The sequence below is a fragment of the Cupriavidus mimosae genome, assembly GCF_023952485.1.
GTDB classification, from domain to species: domain Bacteria; phylum Pseudomonadota; class Gammaproteobacteria; order Burkholderiales; family Burkholderiaceae; genus Cupriavidus; species Cupriavidus taiwanensis_C.
The window spans coordinates 156,425-173,150 of record NZ_JALHRY010000004.1 but is presented as its reverse complement, the minus strand read 5'-3'; the positions used below and the strand labels follow the sequence as shown (position 1 = coordinate 173,150).

The window sequence follows — 16,726 nt, the reverse complement described above, 5'->3', positions numbered from 1 at the left end:
CGCCGACGGGCGTCTGATTGCTGATCGGGCCCCCGACCACCCCGGCCGGGGGCCCGATTCTTTGCGGCGATCACGCTCAGAAGCGATAGGTGACGGTGCCCACCACCGTGCGGCGCGCGCCGAAGTAGCAGTCGCCGCGCGCGAGGCAGGTGGTCAGGAACTGCTTGTCGAACAGGTTGTTGGCGTTCAGCGCGACCCGCAGCGGGCCGTGGTCATAGGCGATCATGGCGTCGTACAGCGTCACGCCGCCAACGCGGTTCTGGTCGTTGCCGTCATAGCTGGGCCCGACGTAGCGCAAGCCGCCGCCCGCCACGAAGCCCGGGATCCCGAACAGCTTGAAGCGATAGTTGGCCCACAACGAGACCATGTTCGACGGCGTGCTGGCCAGCTTCTTGCCGACCTCGGCCGGGGTGCCGTCGATCACGCGCGCATCCAGGTAGGTGTAGGTGGCGATCAGGTCGAGCCGGTTCGTCAGTGAAGCCAATGCCTCCACCTCGATGCCGCGCGTGCGCGCTTCGCCCACCTGCACCGAATCCGGAATGCCGTTGACCACGCCGGCGGTCTTGCGGTTCTTCTCGCGCATGTCGAATGCGGCGATGGTCAGCGTGGCGTTCTTGCCCGGCGGCTGGTACTTGATGCCCGCCTCCCACTGCGAGCCGCGCAGCGGCTTGAACGCCTGGTTAGCCTTGTTGAAGCCGGCCAGCCCCTGGAACGACTCGGAGTAGCTGACGTACGGGTTCAGGCCGATATCCGAGCGGTACATCAGGCCGGCGCGCTTGGTCAGTTCGCTGTCGTCGCGGCTGGCCGACGGCGTGTTGTCCTGCGCGGCGCGCGACCAGTCATAGCGCAGCCCCAGCATCAGCAGCCACTTGTTCCAGGCCAGCTGGTCCTGCACGTACAGGCCGGTTTGCGCTTGCGTGGCAGGGCTCAGGGAGCGCGTGCCCGGCGGCGTGAAATTGCCGTAGACGGGGTTGAACACATCGAGCGGCGCGGCGGAGCCGCCCACGCCGGTGTTCCCGGTGATTTCAGCATGCTGGTAGTCAACGCCCGTCAGCAGCGTGTGCTGGATCGGGCCGGTGCGGAAGTTGGTCTGCGCCTGGGTATCGACCGCAAACGAGTTCAGCGTCGGCTGGTTGACGTACACCGTGCGGCGCAGCAGTGAATTGCTACCCGGCACCCAGCCATGGCCGGCACCGTTGAAGCCGGCGGCATAGATGCTGCGGTAGTCCACCGAACTGTGCGAGTAGCGCAGGTTCTGCCGCACAGTCACGGTGTCATTGAACTTGTGCTGGAACTCGTAGCCGACCGACTGCTGCTCCGCGGTGTAGCGGTCAAAGCCGGGTTCGCTGATGAACAGGTGGTCGGGAATCTGGCCGCCCGGGTTCGGGTACAGCGTGCCGCGCCACGGGAAGAAACCGACCGAAGTCCCGCTCACGTCGCGCTGGAAGTTGGCCAGCAGCGTCAGCGAGGTGTCCTGGGTCGGCCGCCAGGTCAGCGACGGCGCGATCAGATAGCGGTTGTCCTGCACGTAGTCGACCTGCGTGTCGCTGTCGCGCGCCAGCGCCACCAGTCGGTACAGCCACTTGCCGTCCGCATCGAGCGGGCCGGTCACGTCCGCCTGCACCTGCTTGCGGTTGTAGTTGCCGAACTGCACCCCGATCTCGCGCGCCGCTTCCGCCTGCGGACGCTTGCTGACCAGGTTGAGGATGCCGCCGACCGCGCCCTGCCCGAACAGCATCGACGACGGGCCGCGCAGCACATCGATGCGCTCCAGCGCGTACACGTCGGGCCGCACGTTGTTGTAGTAGCCGACCTGGTTCAGCAAGCCGTCGAGATACTGCGTGAAGTCCGTGCCGCGAAACTTGCCCCAGTCGCCGCGCGCGTCATTGCCGAACGGACCGGCGTAGACACCGGCGCTATAGCCGATGGCCTGCTGCACGGTCTGCGCGCCCTGCGCCTCCATGCGGTCGCGCGTGATGACAGTGATCGACTGGGGCGTCTCCATCACCGGCGTGTCGGTCTTGGTGGCGGTGGCGCTGCGTTTCGCCACAAAGCCATGGACCGGGCCGGTGGCGGTTTCATCGTCGCTGCTGGCGCGCACCGTGACCGCCGGCAGTTCCGCCGCGGCTGCGGCCGCCGGCGCGGCAGGCACAGGGCGTTCGACGGACTGCGCAAACACGCCGCCGGCCTGCAGGCTCAGCACGAGGGTGGTCAGGGAAAGACGGCAAGGGGTGACAAGCGCGGAGCGGGCAAAGCGCGGCTTCGCCCGACGGTTCGGGTGCAGAGACATCACTCAGGGGTCAAATTGTGGCGGTGCCGCCAAGCGGCATCACAAGTGGAAAATTCTGATTACGAATAGGAATGATTCGTGATTACACAGAATTGTAGCTGAATGTGTCAGACACGAGACATATGATCCGCACTTTTCGTGGAATTCTTTGTCCGGGGTGACCGATTTTCCGCTTTGTACGAGGTCAGCCTCGCATTTTTACGCTGTAGCATAAAAATATTGCTCGCCTTATTTTCTGCTGCTACAGTAAATCCGAATGGAAATCGAGTTTGACTTGGCAAAGGACGCCATCAACCAACGTCATCACGGGTTGTCACTGGCCGCTGCAGGGTTGACTGACTTCGATAACGCCCTCCTGAAAATCGATGACCGCAAGCCGTACGGCGAAGCCCGTTACATCGCCTATGGACCGATTGGTACGCGCCTGTATTGCCTGGTATTCACGATGCGTGGCGACACACTCAGGGCAATCAGCCTGCGTAAAGCCAATTCAAGAGAGCTGCGAGACTATGAACAGGAAACCTGACCTCATCCGCCCCACCTCGGAAGAAGACGCCGCCATCTCGCAAGGGATTGCGCAAGACCCCGATGCGACGTCCGTGCCGACAGAGCAGTTCGGGAAGTTGCGCCCGGCACGGGAACTGCTCGGCAACGATAAAGCCGATGCACTGGCTAAACGTCGCGGCAGGCCTGCCAAACCGGCCGGCGAGCGCAAGGTCAATCAGACGCTGCGCATCGATCCCGACGTGCTGGCCGCCTACAAGGCAACCGGCAGCGGCTGGCAAACACTGATGAATGAGGCCCTGCGCGACTATGCGGCGGCACGCCGGATGCTGCCCCGGCGCTAGTGCCGGACGATCCCGTCAGTTGCCCTGCAAGCGGCCAAGGAACCGCCTGCCGGCCTCGATCACCGCGCTGTCCGGCTGCATCTGGTAGCGCACGATCATGCCCTCGATGCACAGCATCGCCTCCGCCGCCACCGCCTGTGGCGCGCGCAGGCCGAGGCGCGCCGCGAGGTCGGCGACGAACGCCTCGAGGTCGGCCTTGTGGGCCGCCGCCTGCTGCTGCGCCTCGGCGTCGCCGCCGGCCTCGGCCACCACGTTGATGAAAGCGCAGCCGCGGAAGTCGCGGCCGAACCAGCCGGCCAGCGTGTCGGCGATCACGTCAAGGCGGGGCCGCTCGGCAAGGCGGGCTTCCACGTCCTGCCGGAACCACGCCATCCACTCGTCATGCCGGCGCGCCAGGAACGCCGCGATCAGCGCGTTCTTGGAGGCGAAATGCCGGTAGAGCGACATCTTGGCGACGCCGGATTCGGCAATGATCCGGTCGATGCCGGTGGCGCGGTAGCCCTCCTGGTAGAACAGGCGGGCTGCGGTGTCGAGAATGCGGTCGCGGGCGGAAGGCGTAGCCATGTGGTGCAAGCGGAGTAGCGAAAACAGGAGAACGCCCGGGGCTGCGTTAAGCGCCGCCCCGGGCCTGTGCTTCGATACTATGACAGACAGACCTGTCTAGCAATCGCCCGATCAGCCTTCCAGCTGGGCGGCAGCATCGCGCAGCGCCGTGCGCAGGCCCTCTTCCACCACCGGGTGGTAGAACGGCATGGTCAGCATCTGCGCGATGGTCAGCCCCTGCTGGTACGACCATGCCAGCAGGTGGGCGATGTTCTCGGCGCGCGGGCCGGTCCATTCGGCGCCCAGGAAGCGGCCCGTGGCCTGGTCGGCATAGACATGCATCAGCCCCCGGTTCTTCAGCATGACGCGGCTGCGGCCCTGGTCTTCAAAGCTCACCTCACCGGTGACGAAGCTGCCCTCGGCCAGGTCCGCATAGCGCTGACCGACCATCGCGATCTGCGGGTCGGTGAACACCACCGCGATCGGCGCGCGGCGCGCCAGCGGCTTCACCTGCGGATAGCTGGCGGCGTTCTCGCCGGCGGCCTTGCCCTCGTCCGCGGCCTCATGCAGCAGCGGCAGGATGTTGTTGGCATCGCCGGCGATAAAGACCGGTGCGTTGCCGCACTGGAGCGTGTGCGCGTCGAACAGCGGCACGCCGCGCGCATCCAGCGCCAGCCCTGTGTTCTCCAGGGCCAGGCCGCGCACATTGGGCGCGCGTCCGGTGGCTGCCAGCGCGTAGTCGAAGCGCTCGGTCACGCTGCGGCCTTCGCGGTCGAGGTAGGTCACCAGCACCTGGTCGCCGTCGCGGCCCATGTCGGTCACCTGCGCGTCAGGATCGAGATAGAACTCCTGGTTGAAGTTGCGCGCCGCGTCGGCGCGGATCACCGGGTCGGTCAGCGGCCCCAGCGAGCCGCTGACGCCGAACACGCGCACCCGCACCCCCAGCCGCGACAGCGCCTGGCCCAGTTCCAGCCCGATCACGCCGGGGCCGAACACCACCACGCTGGCAGGCAGGTCCTGCCACGAGAACACATCGTCATTGACGATCAGGCGGTCGCCGAACACCTGGAACGGCGCCGGCAGCACCGGCGTGGAACCGGTGGCGATGACCACGCGGCTGGCGCGCACGGTGGTGTGCCCATCCACCTCCAGCGTGGTGGTGTCGATAAAGCGGGCATAGCCCCGAATGCGGTCGGCCGGCGCGATGTTCTCCACGCCGCGCACCACGAAGCCGACAAAGCGATCGCGCTCGCTGCGCACGCGCGCCATCACCTCGCGGCCATCGATGCGGATCTGGCCGTCGACATGCACGCCGAACGGCGCGGTGTGGCGCAGTTCATGCGCGGCCTCGGCGGCGGAGATCAGCAGCTTGGAGGGCATGCAGCCCACGCGGGCACAGGTGGTGCCGTAGGGGCCGCCTTCGATGATCACGGCGCGCTTGCCGGCCGCAATCGCGGCGCGGTAGGCGGCAAGGCCGGCGGTGCCTGCGCCGATCACGGCGACGTCGGTCTGGATGGTGGTCATGGCGGTGGTTCCTTTGTGTTCTGAAGCGTCAGGCTGGGTCAATCAGCGGGCTGGATGGCGCCGCCAGGCGCGGATTCGCGGGCAAGGCGGCGCCATCGGGTCCGGCGACTGCCGGCCCCGTGGCTCGTTGGCAAGAATGGGAATCAGCTGATTGCAGCTCAGGCGGCCAGGTACTGCTGCAGCGCTTCGGCGCCGCCGATCAGCTTGCCGTTGATAAAGACCTGCGGCGCGGTCATCTCGCCCGACACGGCGCCCAGCACCTTGCCGCGCACCTTGTTGTCGAGCGGCACGTCGATGTAGTCGAAACCGTTGTCGTCGAGCAGCTGCTTGGCCTTGGCGCAGAACGAGCACCCGACCTTGGAGAACACCACCACCTGGTCAGGCTTGCGCGCGCCGGGGGCGATGTGGGCCAGCATGGTGTCGGCATCGGACACCTTGAACGGGTCGCCCGGCTCCTCCGGCTCGATGAACATCTTCTGCACCACGCCGTCCTTGACCAGCATCGCATAGCGCCAGCTGCGCTTGCCGAAGCCCAGGTCGGCCTTGTCCACCAGCATGCCCATGCCTTCGGTGAATTCACCGTTGCCGTCGGGAATCATGGTGATGTTTGCGGACTCCTGGTCCTTGGCCCATTCGTTCATCACGAAGGTGTCGTTCACCGACACGCACAGGATGTCGTCGACACCATGCCTGGCGAAGACGGGGGCCAGTTCGTTGTAGCGCGGCAGGTGGGTCGAGGAACAGGTCGGGGTGAAGGCGCCCGGCAGCGAGAACACCACCACGGTCTTGCCGTCGAACAGCTCGCCGGTGGTGACGGTCTTCCACTCGTTGTCTTCACGCACACGGAAAGCGACATTGGGAACGCGTTGGCCTTCGCGGGATTGCAGCATCAGTTCACTCCTGGTTCTGGATCGGGTTGGTTTCGGCTGCGGGTTGCAGCGAAGGCCCTATTCTGGAGACCGGGATGTGATTTGTACAATTCATCGTATCAACAGCGATGATTGCCAAAGACTATGATTGACTCATAGGTGCCGCCTATCGGTCGGAAGCCGTCCGGCGCGCGCGGACGAAAAAGCATATTTTTTCGGGAAAACCCCGGGGAGTGCCCTATCATGCGGCATCTCCTCCGATTCCCTTCTTCGCAATGACCCGACCTTGCCGCCTGCCGTACCGCCATCGGTGGGCATCCCTGCTCGCGCTGTCGCTTGCGCTGGCCCTTCCCGCGCACGCCCAGACGCTGAAGAAGCCGGCGCTGGAAGCACTGGCCGGCAACAGCCAGGCTGCGGCCAAGGCGGCCCAGGCCGACCTGCCGGCCTTCATGGCGGCGGCGGCCAAGGCCGAGCCGACGGTCGCGCTCGCGGTGGCGGCGTGGCAGTCGAAGGCGCCGCTGTCGGGCGACAACCTGGTCAATGTCGCCCGGCTGCTAGGGGTCTACAACCGGCTGCGCAACGAGGCCGCGGCCATCGACGTGCTCGGCAAGATGGTGGCGCTGCGCACCGTGCGCGAGGAAAAGATCGCCCAGCACGAGAATCCCGCCATCATCGAGTTCGGCAGGATGATCGAAGGCATGGCGCGCGAGTTCGGGCTGGCCTATCGCAATGTCGATAACCGCGTGTTCGAGGTGACCCTGCCCGGCGGCGGCAAGGACACCTTCGGCATCCTGACCCACGCCGACGTGGTGCCGGCGGTGGCCGAGGAATGGGTGCTGGACGACGGCACCAGGCTTGACCCGTTCCGCATGACGCGCATCGGCGACCTGCTGTACGGGCGCGGCACCATCGACGACAAGGGCTCGATCGCGGCGGTGCTGTACGCGATGAAGAGCGTCAAGGAAAGCGGCGTGCCGCTCGAGCGCAGCATCCGGCTGATGATCGAGACCACCGAGGAAACCGGTGGCGACGGCATGAAGTACTACCGCCAGCACACTACGCTGCCCGAGTACAACGTCGTGCTCGACAGCAAGTATCCGGCCGTAGTGGCCGAGAAAGGCGCGGGCACGCTGACCGTCTCGTTCGGCATCAAGGCGGCCGACGACAAGCGCGCGCCCAGCCAGGCCGACAGCAAGGGCCCGGCGATCGTCGCGATGCGCGGCGCGGCCTCGGCCAACGCCATTCCCGAAACCGCCACCGCGCGCATCGCCGGCGGCGATCCCGCCGCGGTGGCCGCAGCGCTCGAACAGGCGCGCGCCGAGTTCGTGCGCCGCTACACGCCGCGCGGCAAGTTCTCGATCGAGGTCAAGCGCGCCGGCAACGATGTCGAGGTCAAGGTCACCGGCGCCTCGGCGCACGGCTCGCGGCCCGAAGAAGGCGTGAACCCGCTGCCGCGGCTGGCGCTGTTCCTGCAGGCCAGCGGCGTGCGCTTTGCCGAAAACCACTACCTGAACGCGGTCCGCTACCTGAACGACCTGTACGGCCTGGACTACCTGGGCAACCGCATGGACGTGGCCTACCGCGATCCGTTCATGGGCCCGCTCACCATGTCGCCCACGCTGGTGCGCGAGCGCGGCGAGTACGTCGATGTGGTCACCAACGTGCGCATGCCGCGCGGGCGCACGCCGGACGAGCTGGGCGGCAAGATCACCAAGCGCATTTTCGGCTGGGCCGCCACCCATGGGCCGGTCGAGATCAAGTACGACCAGGGCAACTGGATGGCGCGCGATCCGAAGGGCGCGTGGTTGTCCACGCTGCTTAACATCTTTGGCGACACCACCGGGCTCGAAGCCAAGCCGGTCTCCACCGCCGGCAGCACCACCGCCAAGCTGATGCCCAACGCCATCAACTTCGGGCCGGCCATGCCGGGCAAGAAGTACACCGCGCACAACGCGCGCGAGTACAAGGAAGTGGCCGACCTCAATCTCGATATGCAGATGTTCACCGAGATGCTGGTGCGGATCGGCAACCTGGACAAGATGCAGTAAGCCGGCCTTTCGTTTTTGCCCCTGTCCCGCGCGCGGGAGAGGGGCAAAATTCATTACAGCCCCAGCTCGCTCAAGCCCGGATGCCCATCCGGGCGCCGGCCCAGCGGCCAGTGGAACTTGCGGTCCTCTGACCGGATCGGCGCATCGTTGATGCAGGCAAAGCGCCTGCGCATCAGCCCCGCCTCATCGAATTCCCAGTTCTCGTTGCCATATGACCGGTACCAGTTGCCGGAATCGTCATGCCATTCATAGGCAAAGCGCACGGCGATGCGGTTCTCCTCGTGCACCCATAGCTCCTTGATCAGGCGGTAATCCAGCTCCTTCTGCCATTTGCGCTGCAGGAAGGCGACGATATCGGTGCGGCCGTTGACGAACTCGGCGCGGTTGCGCCAGGCGCTGTCGACGGTATAGGCCAGCGCCACGCGTTCCGGGTCGCGGCTGTTCCAGCCATCCTCGGCCGCGCGGACCTTCGCGATAGCGGATTCGCCGGTAAACGGCGGCAGCGGCGGACGGGTTTCAATGGGTGTGGACATCAGAGCTCCTTGCGGGATCAGACATTGGGGTTGGGGAAAACAACAGCGTGGATACAGACCTGTCTCATTATTGGTAGACAGATCTGTCTTGTCAAGGCAGGATGGTTGACGAAATTCAAAAGCAAGACCCGGAGTGTGCTGCGCACGGGCCAGGCCTAAAGTTGTCACCATGCAAGCACAGGACAGGAGATTCGCAGTGGGCACCAGCCAGATTCAGCAGCCAGCAATGGCAGTCGCCGGGCCGCGCCGGCCGGTTCCACAGCCACGTGGCGCGGCTGTCGGGCGGCGGCATGAGGCGGATGTGCCAACCCGGGTCGATGGCATCGACTGGGCCGCGGTCGAGCGCGAGCTCGATGACTTCGGCTGCGCCGCCATCCCCGGCCTCTTGTCCGCCGACGAATGCGATGCGCTGGCCGCCGGCTATGGCAACGACGCGCTTTACCGCTCGCGCATCGAAATGCGCCGGCACGGCTTTGGCCAGGGTGAATACAAGTACTTCCGCTATCCCCTGCCCGGCCTGGTCGCCGCACTGCGCGCGGCGCTCTACCCGCACCTGGTGCCGGTGGCCAACCGCTGGAATGCCGCGATGGGCATCGACGTCCGTTATCCCGCGGCGCACCCGGACTTCATCGCGCGCTGCCACCACGCCGGGCAGTCGCGGCCGACGCCCTTGCTGCTGCGCTACGGCCCGGGCGACTACAACTGCCTGCACCAGGACCTGTACGGCGAGCACGTGTTCCCGCTGCAGGTCGCGGTGCTGCTCTCCGAGCCCGGCCGCGACTTTACCGGCGGCGAGTTCGTGCTGACCGAGCAGCGCCCGCGCATGCAGTCTCGGGCCGAGGTGGTGACGTTGCGCCAGGGCGATGCCGTGGTGTTCGCGGTCAGCCAGCGGCCGGTGCAGGGCAGCCGCGGCAGCTATCGCGTCAATCTGCGGCATGGCGTCAGCCGGTTGCATGCCGGACAGCGCTACACGCTCGGCATCATCTTCCACGACGCTACGTGAGGCATCCATGAACCGATCCATCCGTTCCGCACAAGCGGCCGAAGCCACCCAGGTCGAACAGGATCCGCGCTGGGCGCGCGTGCTTGCGCGCGACCCTGGCGCCGACCGCGACTTCGTCTATGCGGTCAGGACCACGGGCGTGTATTGCCTGCCGAGCAGCCCGTCGCGCCTGCCGCATCCGGCCAATGTCGAGTTCTTCGACAACGCCGCCGCGGCCGAAGCCGCCGGCTACCGGCCCAGCCGTCGTGCGACGCCGCCTGCGCTGGCGGCACGGCACGCGGCCATGGTGGCCGAGGCCTGCCGCCGCATCGAGGCCGCCGACGCCGTGCCCACGCTGCCGCAGCTGGCCAGCGCCGCGGGCATCAGCCCCTACCACTTCCACCGCCTGTTCAAGAGCGCCACCGGCCTGACCCCGCGCGCGTACGCCACCGCGCATCGGGCCAGGAAACTGCGCCAGCAACTGGAAACCAGCGACTCCGTGACCGAGGCCATCTACGATGCCGGGTTCGGCTCCAACAGCCGCTTCTACGAGGCCTCAGACGCCGTGCTCGGCATGACCCCATCGCGCTACCGCGCCGGCGGCGCCGACATCGATATCCGCTTTGCCATCGGGCAATGCTCGCTGGGCGCGATCCTGGTGGCGCAGAGCCAGCGCGGCGTGTGCGCGATCCTGCTGGGCGACGATCCGCAAGCGCTGCTGCAAGACCTGCAGGACCGCTTCCCGCGTGCCAACCTGATCGGCGGCGACGCGCAGTTCGAGCAGTTGGTGGCGCAGGTGGTGGGCCTGATCGAAGCGCCTTCGATCGGCCTGGCACTGCCGCTGGACGTGCGCGGCACCGCCTTCCAGCAGCGCGTATGGCAAGCGTTGCGTGAAATCCCGGCCGGCAGCACCGCCAGCTACGCCGAGATCGCGGCTCGCATCGGCGCGCCGCGCGCGGTGCGCGCGGTGGCGCAGGCCTGCGCGGCCAACCACCTGGCGGTGGCGATTCCCTGCCATCGCGTGGTGCGCAGCGACGGCGACCTGTCGGGCTATCGCTGGGGCGTGGCGCGCAAGCGTGAACTGCTGGAGCGCGAGGCGCAGGGCTGAAGCCGCGCGCCGCTCAGCGCAAAGCGGGCGCCTGGATCTTTGCCAGGTAATCGTGGATCTGCGCCACCACCGCCGCGCCTTCGCCAACCGCGGCGGCAACGCGCTTGGTCGATCCCGCGCGCACGTCGCCGATGGCGAACACCCCCGGCACGCTGGTCTGCAGCGGATACGGCACCGCCGACGCGCAGCCCAGCGCGCCGCCACCGGTGCGCACGAAGCCCTTGTCATCGACCTCGACATGGCAGGTGCGCAGCCACGCCGCATTCGGGTCGGCGCCGATGAACAGGAACAGGTGCCGCACCGCCATGGTGACCGGAGCGGGATGCTCGGCGCGGCAATCGTATTGCACCGCGCTGAGCCAGCCGTCGCCGTCCAGCGCGCTGATCTGGGCATGGGTATGCAGCGTGATGTTCGGCAGCCCGGCGATGCGGTCGATGAGGTAGCGCGACATGGTGGCGGCCAGGCCCGGGCCGCGCACCAGCATATGCACGTGCGCCGCATGCGAGGCCAGGAACACCGCCGCCTGCCCGGCCGAATTGCCGCCGCCCACCAGCATCGCCGGCTCGTTCTTGCACAGCTTGGCTTCCACCGGCGAGGCCCAGTAGTACACCCCGCGGCCTTCGAAATGCTCGAGCGCGGCGATGTCGGGGCGGCGGTACTGCGCGCCGGTGGCGATCACCACGGTGTGGGTCGGCACCATGCGGCCGTCGGCCAGCTCCAGCCGGATCGGGTCGTCTCCGCAGTGCAATGCCTTCACCTCCAGCGGAATCGCGATGTGCGCGCCGAACTTGAGCGCCTGCACGAACGCGCGCCCGGCCAGCGCCTGTCCGGAGATGCCGGTCGGGAAGCCCAGGTAGTTCTCGATGCGCGCGCTCGCGCCCGCCTGCCCGCCCGGCGAGCGGCAATCGATCACCGCCACCGACAGGCCTTCGGACGCGGCATAGACCGCCGTCGCCAGCCCCGCCGGCCCGGCACCGACCACCACCACGTCATAGACGTGGTCGGGGTCGAACTCCGGCAGCAGGCCGAGGCACGACGCCAGCTGCCCCTCGTCCGGGGCGCGCAGCACGCGGCCGTCGGCGCAGATCACCAGCGGAAAGTCACTCGCGGGCGCGTTGGCGTAGTCGAGCAGCAGCGAACAGTCGCGGTCGGCGTCGATATCGATGACGGTATGCGGATAGCCGTTGCGCCGCAGGAAGGCCTGCAGCGCCAGCAGTTGCGGCTCGGTGCCGTGCCCCACCAGCACCGGGCCGCTGCCGAACTCGATCAGACCGACGCGGCGCAGGATCAGCGCGCGCATGATGCGCTCGCCCAGTTCGGCCTCGGCCACCAGCAGCGCACGCAGCCGGTCCGGCATGATCACGTAGCCGTGGGTCTCGGTGACCGCGACGCCGTCGACCAGCGCGGGCCGGCCGGCAAGGGTACCCACCTCGGCCAGGAAGTGGCCGGCACCCTGCTCGGTGATCTGGTGTTCGCGCCCCAGGCCATCGCGCCGCATCACGCGTACGCGGCCGCTGGTGACCAGGTACATGCCGCGCCCGGCCTCGCCGATGGCAAACAGCTTCTCGCCCGCGCGCCAGCTCTGCGGCGTGCCGAAGCGGCGCACGCGCGCCATCTCGTCGGCGGTCAGTTGCGGGAACATCTGGTGCCAGCGTGATTCCAGCGTGGAGTACGGTGCCTCCAGCCCGCCACCGGCCTCTGCTCCCGGCTCCGCCTCGGCCGCCACTGCCTGCGCCTGCGAGTTCGCCATGCTGCCTCCGTGATGACATCGGTATCCGCCGGATCGCCCGTATCCCGGCTGCCGCGGCGCGGCTTATCGATAGTAGACGGCGCGAGGCGGAAAGCGAGGGCCCCGGCGCCGGCAGTTGCGCATTGCGCCGGCTTGGGATTGAATGTTCGCCTCGGCGCTCCGGCAAGCCTGTGCCCGCGCCGCCACTGTCAGAATACTGAAGACTTGATGCCATCCACCCCTGAATCCGATCCGACCCCGTCCAGCGACCGTCCCGCGCGCCCGGCATTGCGCCCGCTTACGCCCGTCGAGGGCCGCGTGCTTGGCGTGCTGGTCGAAAAGCAGCACACCGTACCCGATACCTACCCTCTGTCGCTCAACGCGCTGGCTTCCGGCTGCAACCAGAAGACCGCGCGCGCCCCGGTGATGAACGTCAGCGAGGCCGAGATCCTGGAGGCGATCGACGGCCTCAAGGGCCTGAGCCTGGTGTTCGAAGGCAGCAGCAGCCGCGTGCCGCGCTTCGAGCACAACATGCAGCGCGCGCTCGGCGTGCCGAGCCAGTCGGTCGCGCTGCTGGCGATGTTGCTGCTGCGCGGCCCGCAGACCGCCGCGGAACTGCGCCTGAATTCCGCGCGCCTGCACAGCTTTGCCGACATCTCCTCGGTCGAGGCCTTCCTCGACGAGCTGGCCAGCCAAACGCCCCCGCGCGTGGTTCGGTTGCCGCGCGCCCCCGGTGCGCGCGAAAACCGCTGGATGCATCTGCTGAGCGGCGAGGCCAGCGCCGCCGCGGCCGACGAAGACAGCGGGCGTGCCGCCGACGGCGACGCCGCACCGTCGGCGGAACTGGAACAGTTGCGCGCCGAGCAGCAGGCCCTGACTGAAAAAGTGGCAAGGCTGCAAGGCCTGGTCGAACACATGGCCGCGCAGCTCGGGATCTCCGCCGACGAGTTTCTCGGCTGATTCCCGGCACCACCACCCCGCTCGACGCTCTGCCCCGTCCCTTGGCAACCAGGTCAACGGGCGGGGCAAACTCAAGGCAGTTAATTGCACTAATAAACAAAAAAACACGCCTGCCGCGGTGGCCAGGCCGAACTGTCGGATGGCCCGTACGTCGCCTATCCTTTTGCACAGGACGCCGACAAGCCAGGGGGAGACCGCCGCAGCCATGGACAAGACAGCCTTTGTATTCGCCGGCGGCGGAAGCCTGGGAGCGATCCAGGTCGGGATGCTGCGTGAACTTGCGGCCTGGGGCGTATCGCCGGACATCGTGATCGGCGCGTCGGCCGGGGCCATCAACGGCGCCTACTTTGCCTGTAACCCCGGCGTGGAAGGCGCGCAGCGGCTCGACTCGCTGTGGCGTGCGATCCGGCGCACGGACATCCTGCCGTGGAGCTGGCGCAGTGTCTGGAGCATGTTCGGCGGTGCCCGCGGCCACCTGGTGGAGCCAACGGGTTTGCGCAGCCTGCTGGGGCGGCATTTCGGGCCGCGCAACCTCGAGGCCGCCGAACTGCCGCTGCACGTAGTGGCGACCGACATGCACAGCGGCGACGAAGTGGTGCTGTCCAGCGGCAGCATCGTCGACGCGGTGCTGGCCAGCGCCGCCATTCCCGGGGTGTTCCCGCCGGTGCAGTTGGCGGGCCGTACCCTGATCGACGGCGGCGTGGCCAACAATACGCCGGTTTCGACCGCGATCGGCCTCGGTGCCACCCGTGTGATCGTGCTGCCGGCGGGCTTTACCTGCGCCGAGCGCCGCCCGCCGCGCGGTGCGCTGGAGCATGCGTTCAACGCGCTCTCGCTGCTGGTGGCGCGCCAGTTGGTGCACGATCTGCAGCACTTCGCCAGCCAGGCGCAGATCAGCGTGGTGCCGCCGCTGTGCCCGCTCGATATCTCGCCCTACGATTACTCCCGCTGCGGCGAACTGATCGATCGCGCCGCCGCCACCACGGCCGAGTGGCTGCGCGGCAAGGGCCTCGACACTCCGCGCATCCCCGGCGCCCTCGCCCCCCATTCGCATGACGAGACGGCACCGAGCTGCAGTGCCGACATTCCGGCGGCAGCCCCGCACTGACGGGCGGGTTCACCGCCGCGACTCCACTGCGCCGGCCTGCATTGCCGGATGGATCGAAGCGCCGCAGTACCGCGGGGATGGCAAGCCGCCGCCGCGCCGTTGCTACAATCCGGCCCATGCCCAGCCAAGCCGAACGCAGCGCCAGTACCCGCCAGTCCCTGATCGAAGCCGCCGCGACCCTGCTCATCGAGCAAGGCTACGCGGCCTTTTCCGAGGCGCGCGTGTGCGAGCTGGCGGGCACCAGCCGCGGCTCGCTGCGCCACCACTTTCCGGAAGGGCGCTACGACCTGCTGCCGGCCATGCTGAAGTCGCTGCTGGAGCGCGAAGCCGACCGCCTGGCAGCGCTCGGGCCACTGGGCCCGCCACTACGCATGCACCTGATGCTGCATGTGCTGGCAAACCGGCCGCAACGGCATGCATCGCTGGCGATCCTGGAGGTGTGGATGGCAACGCGGGGCGACATCCGTCTTGCCCGCGCGGTGCACGAACCGCTGGCGGCAGTGCCGCAGCGGCTGTTCGGCCAGCCGCCGGACGCACCGCCCGAGCCGGAATGGCTGGCGCTGCGTTGCTTCCTGCACGGCGCCACCCTGCACAGCTTTGCGCCGGACTACGACGCGCAGCAGCTGTCCGACGCCGTGCGCTGGCTGATCGCGCAGCTGCCGCGGCCCGACGGCCTGGACGCGGTGCTGGCCCGCATGCTGGCGCTGCCGCGCTAGCCCGCCCCCTGAGCTGCGCGATGACCTGCACGCTCAGGGCAGCCGCGCCAGCAGCCGGTCGTGCAGCGCGGGCGGCAATGCCAGCCGGCCCTTGCGGCCCGGCGCGGCCGGATCGAACACCACGGCGTGCCCGTCCCAGCTGAGCCGCACCGGCCCGGTACTGGTGAAGGTGCGATGGGCCAGCACCTGGCCGCGTTCGGCGCCGTAGATCCGCAGCAAGATCCGCTCGCCGCCCAGGTAGCAGTATTCGGCGGCGTAGCGCGCCGCGGCATCGACCGTCGGCACCCGGCGGCAGTTGTGCGCGCCGGCCCGCTCGGTAACGCCGTGGCCATAGGCGATGGCGGTCCAGATCGCGCCGACCGCCAGCACGCGGCCGGCGCTGACCAGCAGCATGCGCCGGGCACGCGCCAGGCGCCCATGCGGCGAGGCCATGACATAAGCCACCGCGCGGAACGCGGCCAGCCCCAGCAACAGCAGCACCACCGCGGCCAGGTGGAAATAGACCGCCGAATCCGGCATTGACGCCATGATATGGGCCATCCCTGCCCTCCTCCCCGTACATGCCTGAAGCCGCTGCCGGCAGAGGCCTGGCAGCATCCGGCATTCAATCAGTGTCGAGCAAAATAAATCGACGCGCTTTATTCTTGATAATCAATAATGCATGCCTTGTTTCCATTCAATGCACCAGAATAATCAAGCGCCGGCATCGCGCCAATTCGGTGTATTCCCGCTGTGCTATGTTTGGGGGGCGTTATCGGAACGCTTGGCGGGAGACAGGCTGGCCAGCAGCCCGAGCAGCCGTGCCGCGGTTGGCGCCACGATCGCGGCCAGCGCTGCGGCCGTGGCTGCATCGCCATCGCGCGCGGCATGTTCGAGCCGCTGCGCCGTCAGCCGCAGCGCATGGCAGCCGACATAGTGAGCGGAGGCCTTGAGGCGGTGCGCGACGCCCCGTACCGTCTCCAGCTCGGGCCCGGCCTGGCGCAGTAGCGCCAGGTCATCGCGGGTCGAACTCACCAGCGCCTGCAGCAGTTCCATGGCGAATGCCGGATTGCCGAAGGTCTGCGCGGCAATGGCCTCGCCGATGCCGGCGGCCTCGCGCGCGGACAGCGCCACGTAGTGCTGGCCGGCCAGCATGGCCAGCAAGGTCGCTTCGGTGACTGGCGCGGGCAGAGTGGCCACGCCGGCGTCTGCGCCAGCCGTCGGTACCGCGCCCGGCGGCAACACCACCGCGCAAAGGGCGCCGCGGGCACGCCATGCGTGCATCAGCGAGGAAGGCACGCCGGCGGCGGCACTCGCCATCACCAGTTCGACCTCGGCGGCCATATCTGCCTTCCGCGCACCCACCTCGATCTGCACTACAAAGCCGAGTCGGCGCAGGATCCGCGCGGCATCCGCCAACCAGCCCGGGTCGCCGGCGGGTGCCAGCAACAAGGCCTTGGGGCGGGACTGCGCTTCGGCCGCGTCCACG

16 protein-coding genes are annotated in these 16,726 nt (G+C 67.9%); 8 read left to right on the top strand and 8 right to left on the bottom strand.

Annotation, left to right across the window (positions count from 1 at the left end):
• Positions 1-76: 76 nt before the first annotated feature.
• Positions 77-2,290, bottom strand: coding sequence for a TonB-dependent siderophore receptor (locus MKD50_RS09430; RefSeq protein ID WP_252666967.1), 2,214 nt, complete (start codon positions 2,288-2,290; stop codon positions 77-79).
• A gap of 256 nt (positions 2,291-2,546) precedes the next feature.
• Between MKD50_RS09430 and MKD50_RS09425 the strand changes: the two genes are divergently transcribed.
• The gene (locus MKD50_RS09425; RefSeq protein ID WP_240072014.1) at positions 2,547-2,816 is read left to right on the top strand and encodes a BrnT family toxin; all 270 of its coding nucleotides are present in this window, start codon (positions 2,547-2,549) and stop codon (positions 2,814-2,816) included.
• The gene (locus tag MKD50_RS09420; protein ID WP_240072013.1) at positions 2,800-3,138 is read left to right on the top strand and encodes a BrnA antitoxin family protein; all 339 of its coding nucleotides are present in this window, start codon (positions 2,800-2,802) and stop codon (positions 3,136-3,138) included. The genes MKD50_RS09425 and MKD50_RS09420 overlap by 17 nt, the downstream gene beginning before the upstream one ends.
• Positions 3,139-3,153: 15 nt before the next feature.
• Here the strand turns inward: MKD50_RS09420 and MKD50_RS09415 are convergent, their stop codons facing one another.
• The 3 genes from MKD50_RS09415 to MKD50_RS09405 all read right to left on the bottom strand — a co-directional run bounded on the left by MKD50_RS09415 (position 3,154) and on the right by MKD50_RS09405 (position 6,095).
• Complete coding sequence (locus MKD50_RS09415; RefSeq protein ID WP_240072012.1) at positions 3,154-3,702, bottom strand: TetR/AcrR family transcriptional regulator; 549 nt, start codon at positions 3,700-3,702, stop codon at positions 3,154-3,156.
• Between the two features lie 111 nt (positions 3,703-3,813).
• Positions 3,814-5,205, bottom strand: a complete 1,392-nt coding sequence (locus MKD50_RS09410) for a dihydrolipoyl dehydrogenase (RefSeq protein ID WP_252666966.1) — start codon at positions 5,203-5,205, stop codon at positions 3,814-3,816.
• 158 nt (positions 5,206-5,363) lie between these two features.
• Positions 5,364-6,095 carry a glutathione peroxidase gene (locus MKD50_RS09405; protein ID WP_115713451.1) on the bottom strand — a complete coding sequence of 244 codons (732 nt, stop codon included), beginning with the start codon at positions 6,093-6,095 and terminating at the stop codon, positions 5,364-5,366.
• Between the two features lie 254 nt (positions 6,096-6,349).
• Between MKD50_RS09405 and MKD50_RS09400 the strand changes: the two genes are divergently transcribed.
• On the top strand, positions 6,350-8,122 hold the full coding sequence (locus MKD50_RS09400) for a dipeptidase (RefSeq protein ID WP_252666965.1): 1,773 nt from the start codon (positions 6,350-6,352) through the stop codon (positions 8,120-8,122).
• A 53-nt stretch (positions 8,123-8,175) separates the two neighbouring features.
• On the opposite strand, the gene MKD50_RS09395 is transcribed toward MKD50_RS09400, so the two are convergent.
• On the bottom strand, positions 8,176-8,655 hold the full coding sequence (locus MKD50_RS09395; protein ID WP_115700205.1) for a nuclear transport factor 2 family protein: 480 nt from the start codon (positions 8,653-8,655) through the stop codon (positions 8,176-8,178).
• Positions 8,656-8,851: 196 nt separating this feature from the next.
• On the opposite strand from MKD50_RS09395, the gene MKD50_RS09390 reads away from it, so the two are divergent.
• Positions 8,852-9,658: a 2OG-Fe(II) oxygenase gene (locus MKD50_RS09390; RefSeq protein ID WP_252666964.1), complete on the top strand. Its 807-nt coding sequence runs from the start codon at positions 8,852-8,854 to the stop codon at positions 9,656-9,658.
• A gap of 7 nt (positions 9,659-9,665) precedes the next feature.
• On the top strand, positions 9,666-10,745 hold the full coding sequence (ada, locus tag MKD50_RS09385) for a bifunctional DNA-binding transcriptional regulator/O6-methylguanine-DNA methyltransferase Ada (RefSeq protein WP_252666963.1): 1,080 nt from the start codon (positions 9,666-9,668) through the stop codon (positions 10,743-10,745).
• A 13-nt stretch (positions 10,746-10,758) separates the two neighbouring features.
• On the opposite strand, the gene MKD50_RS09380 is transcribed toward ada, so the two are convergent.
• Positions 10,759-12,495, bottom strand: a complete 1,737-nt coding sequence (locus MKD50_RS09380) for an FAD-dependent oxidoreductase (RefSeq protein WP_115700202.1) — start codon at positions 12,493-12,495, stop codon at positions 10,759-10,761.
• Positions 12,496-12,702: 207 nt separating this feature from the next.
• Between MKD50_RS09380 and MKD50_RS09375 the strand changes: the two genes are divergently transcribed.
• The 3 genes from MKD50_RS09375 to MKD50_RS09365 all read left to right on the top strand — a co-directional run bounded on the left by MKD50_RS09375 (position 12,703) and on the right by MKD50_RS09365 (position 15,258).
• Positions 12,703-13,434 (top strand): YceH family protein, encoded by a 732-nt coding sequence (locus MKD50_RS09375; protein ID WP_252666962.1) that lies wholly within the window; start codon positions 12,703-12,705, stop codon positions 13,432-13,434.
• A 205-nt stretch (positions 13,435-13,639) separates the two neighbouring features.
• The gene (locus MKD50_RS09370) at positions 13,640-14,542 is read left to right on the top strand and encodes a patatin-like phospholipase family protein (protein WP_115700200.1); all 903 of its coding nucleotides are present in this window, start codon (positions 13,640-13,642) and stop codon (positions 14,540-14,542) included.
• Positions 14,543-14,658: 116 nt separating this feature from the next.
• Positions 14,659-15,258 (top strand): TetR/AcrR family transcriptional regulator, encoded by a 600-nt coding sequence (locus MKD50_RS09365; protein ID WP_115700199.1) that lies wholly within the window; start codon positions 14,659-14,661, stop codon positions 15,256-15,258.
• A gap of 33 nt (positions 15,259-15,291) precedes the next feature.
• Here the strand turns inward: MKD50_RS09365 and MKD50_RS09360 are convergent, their stop codons facing one another.
• Together MKD50_RS09360 and MKD50_RS09355 are read right to left on the bottom strand one after the other, a co-directional pair.
• Entirely contained in the window at positions 15,292-15,798 is a 507-nt protein-coding gene (locus MKD50_RS09360; protein WP_115700198.1) for a hypothetical protein, read from the bottom strand.
• 195 nt (positions 15,799-15,993) lie between these two features.
• Positions 15,994-16,725 carry an Hpt domain-containing protein gene (locus MKD50_RS09355; protein ID WP_252666961.1) on the bottom strand — a complete coding sequence of 244 codons (732 nt, stop codon included), beginning with the start codon at positions 16,723-16,725 and terminating at the stop codon, positions 15,994-15,996.
• Position 16,726 lies beyond the last annotated feature (1 nt).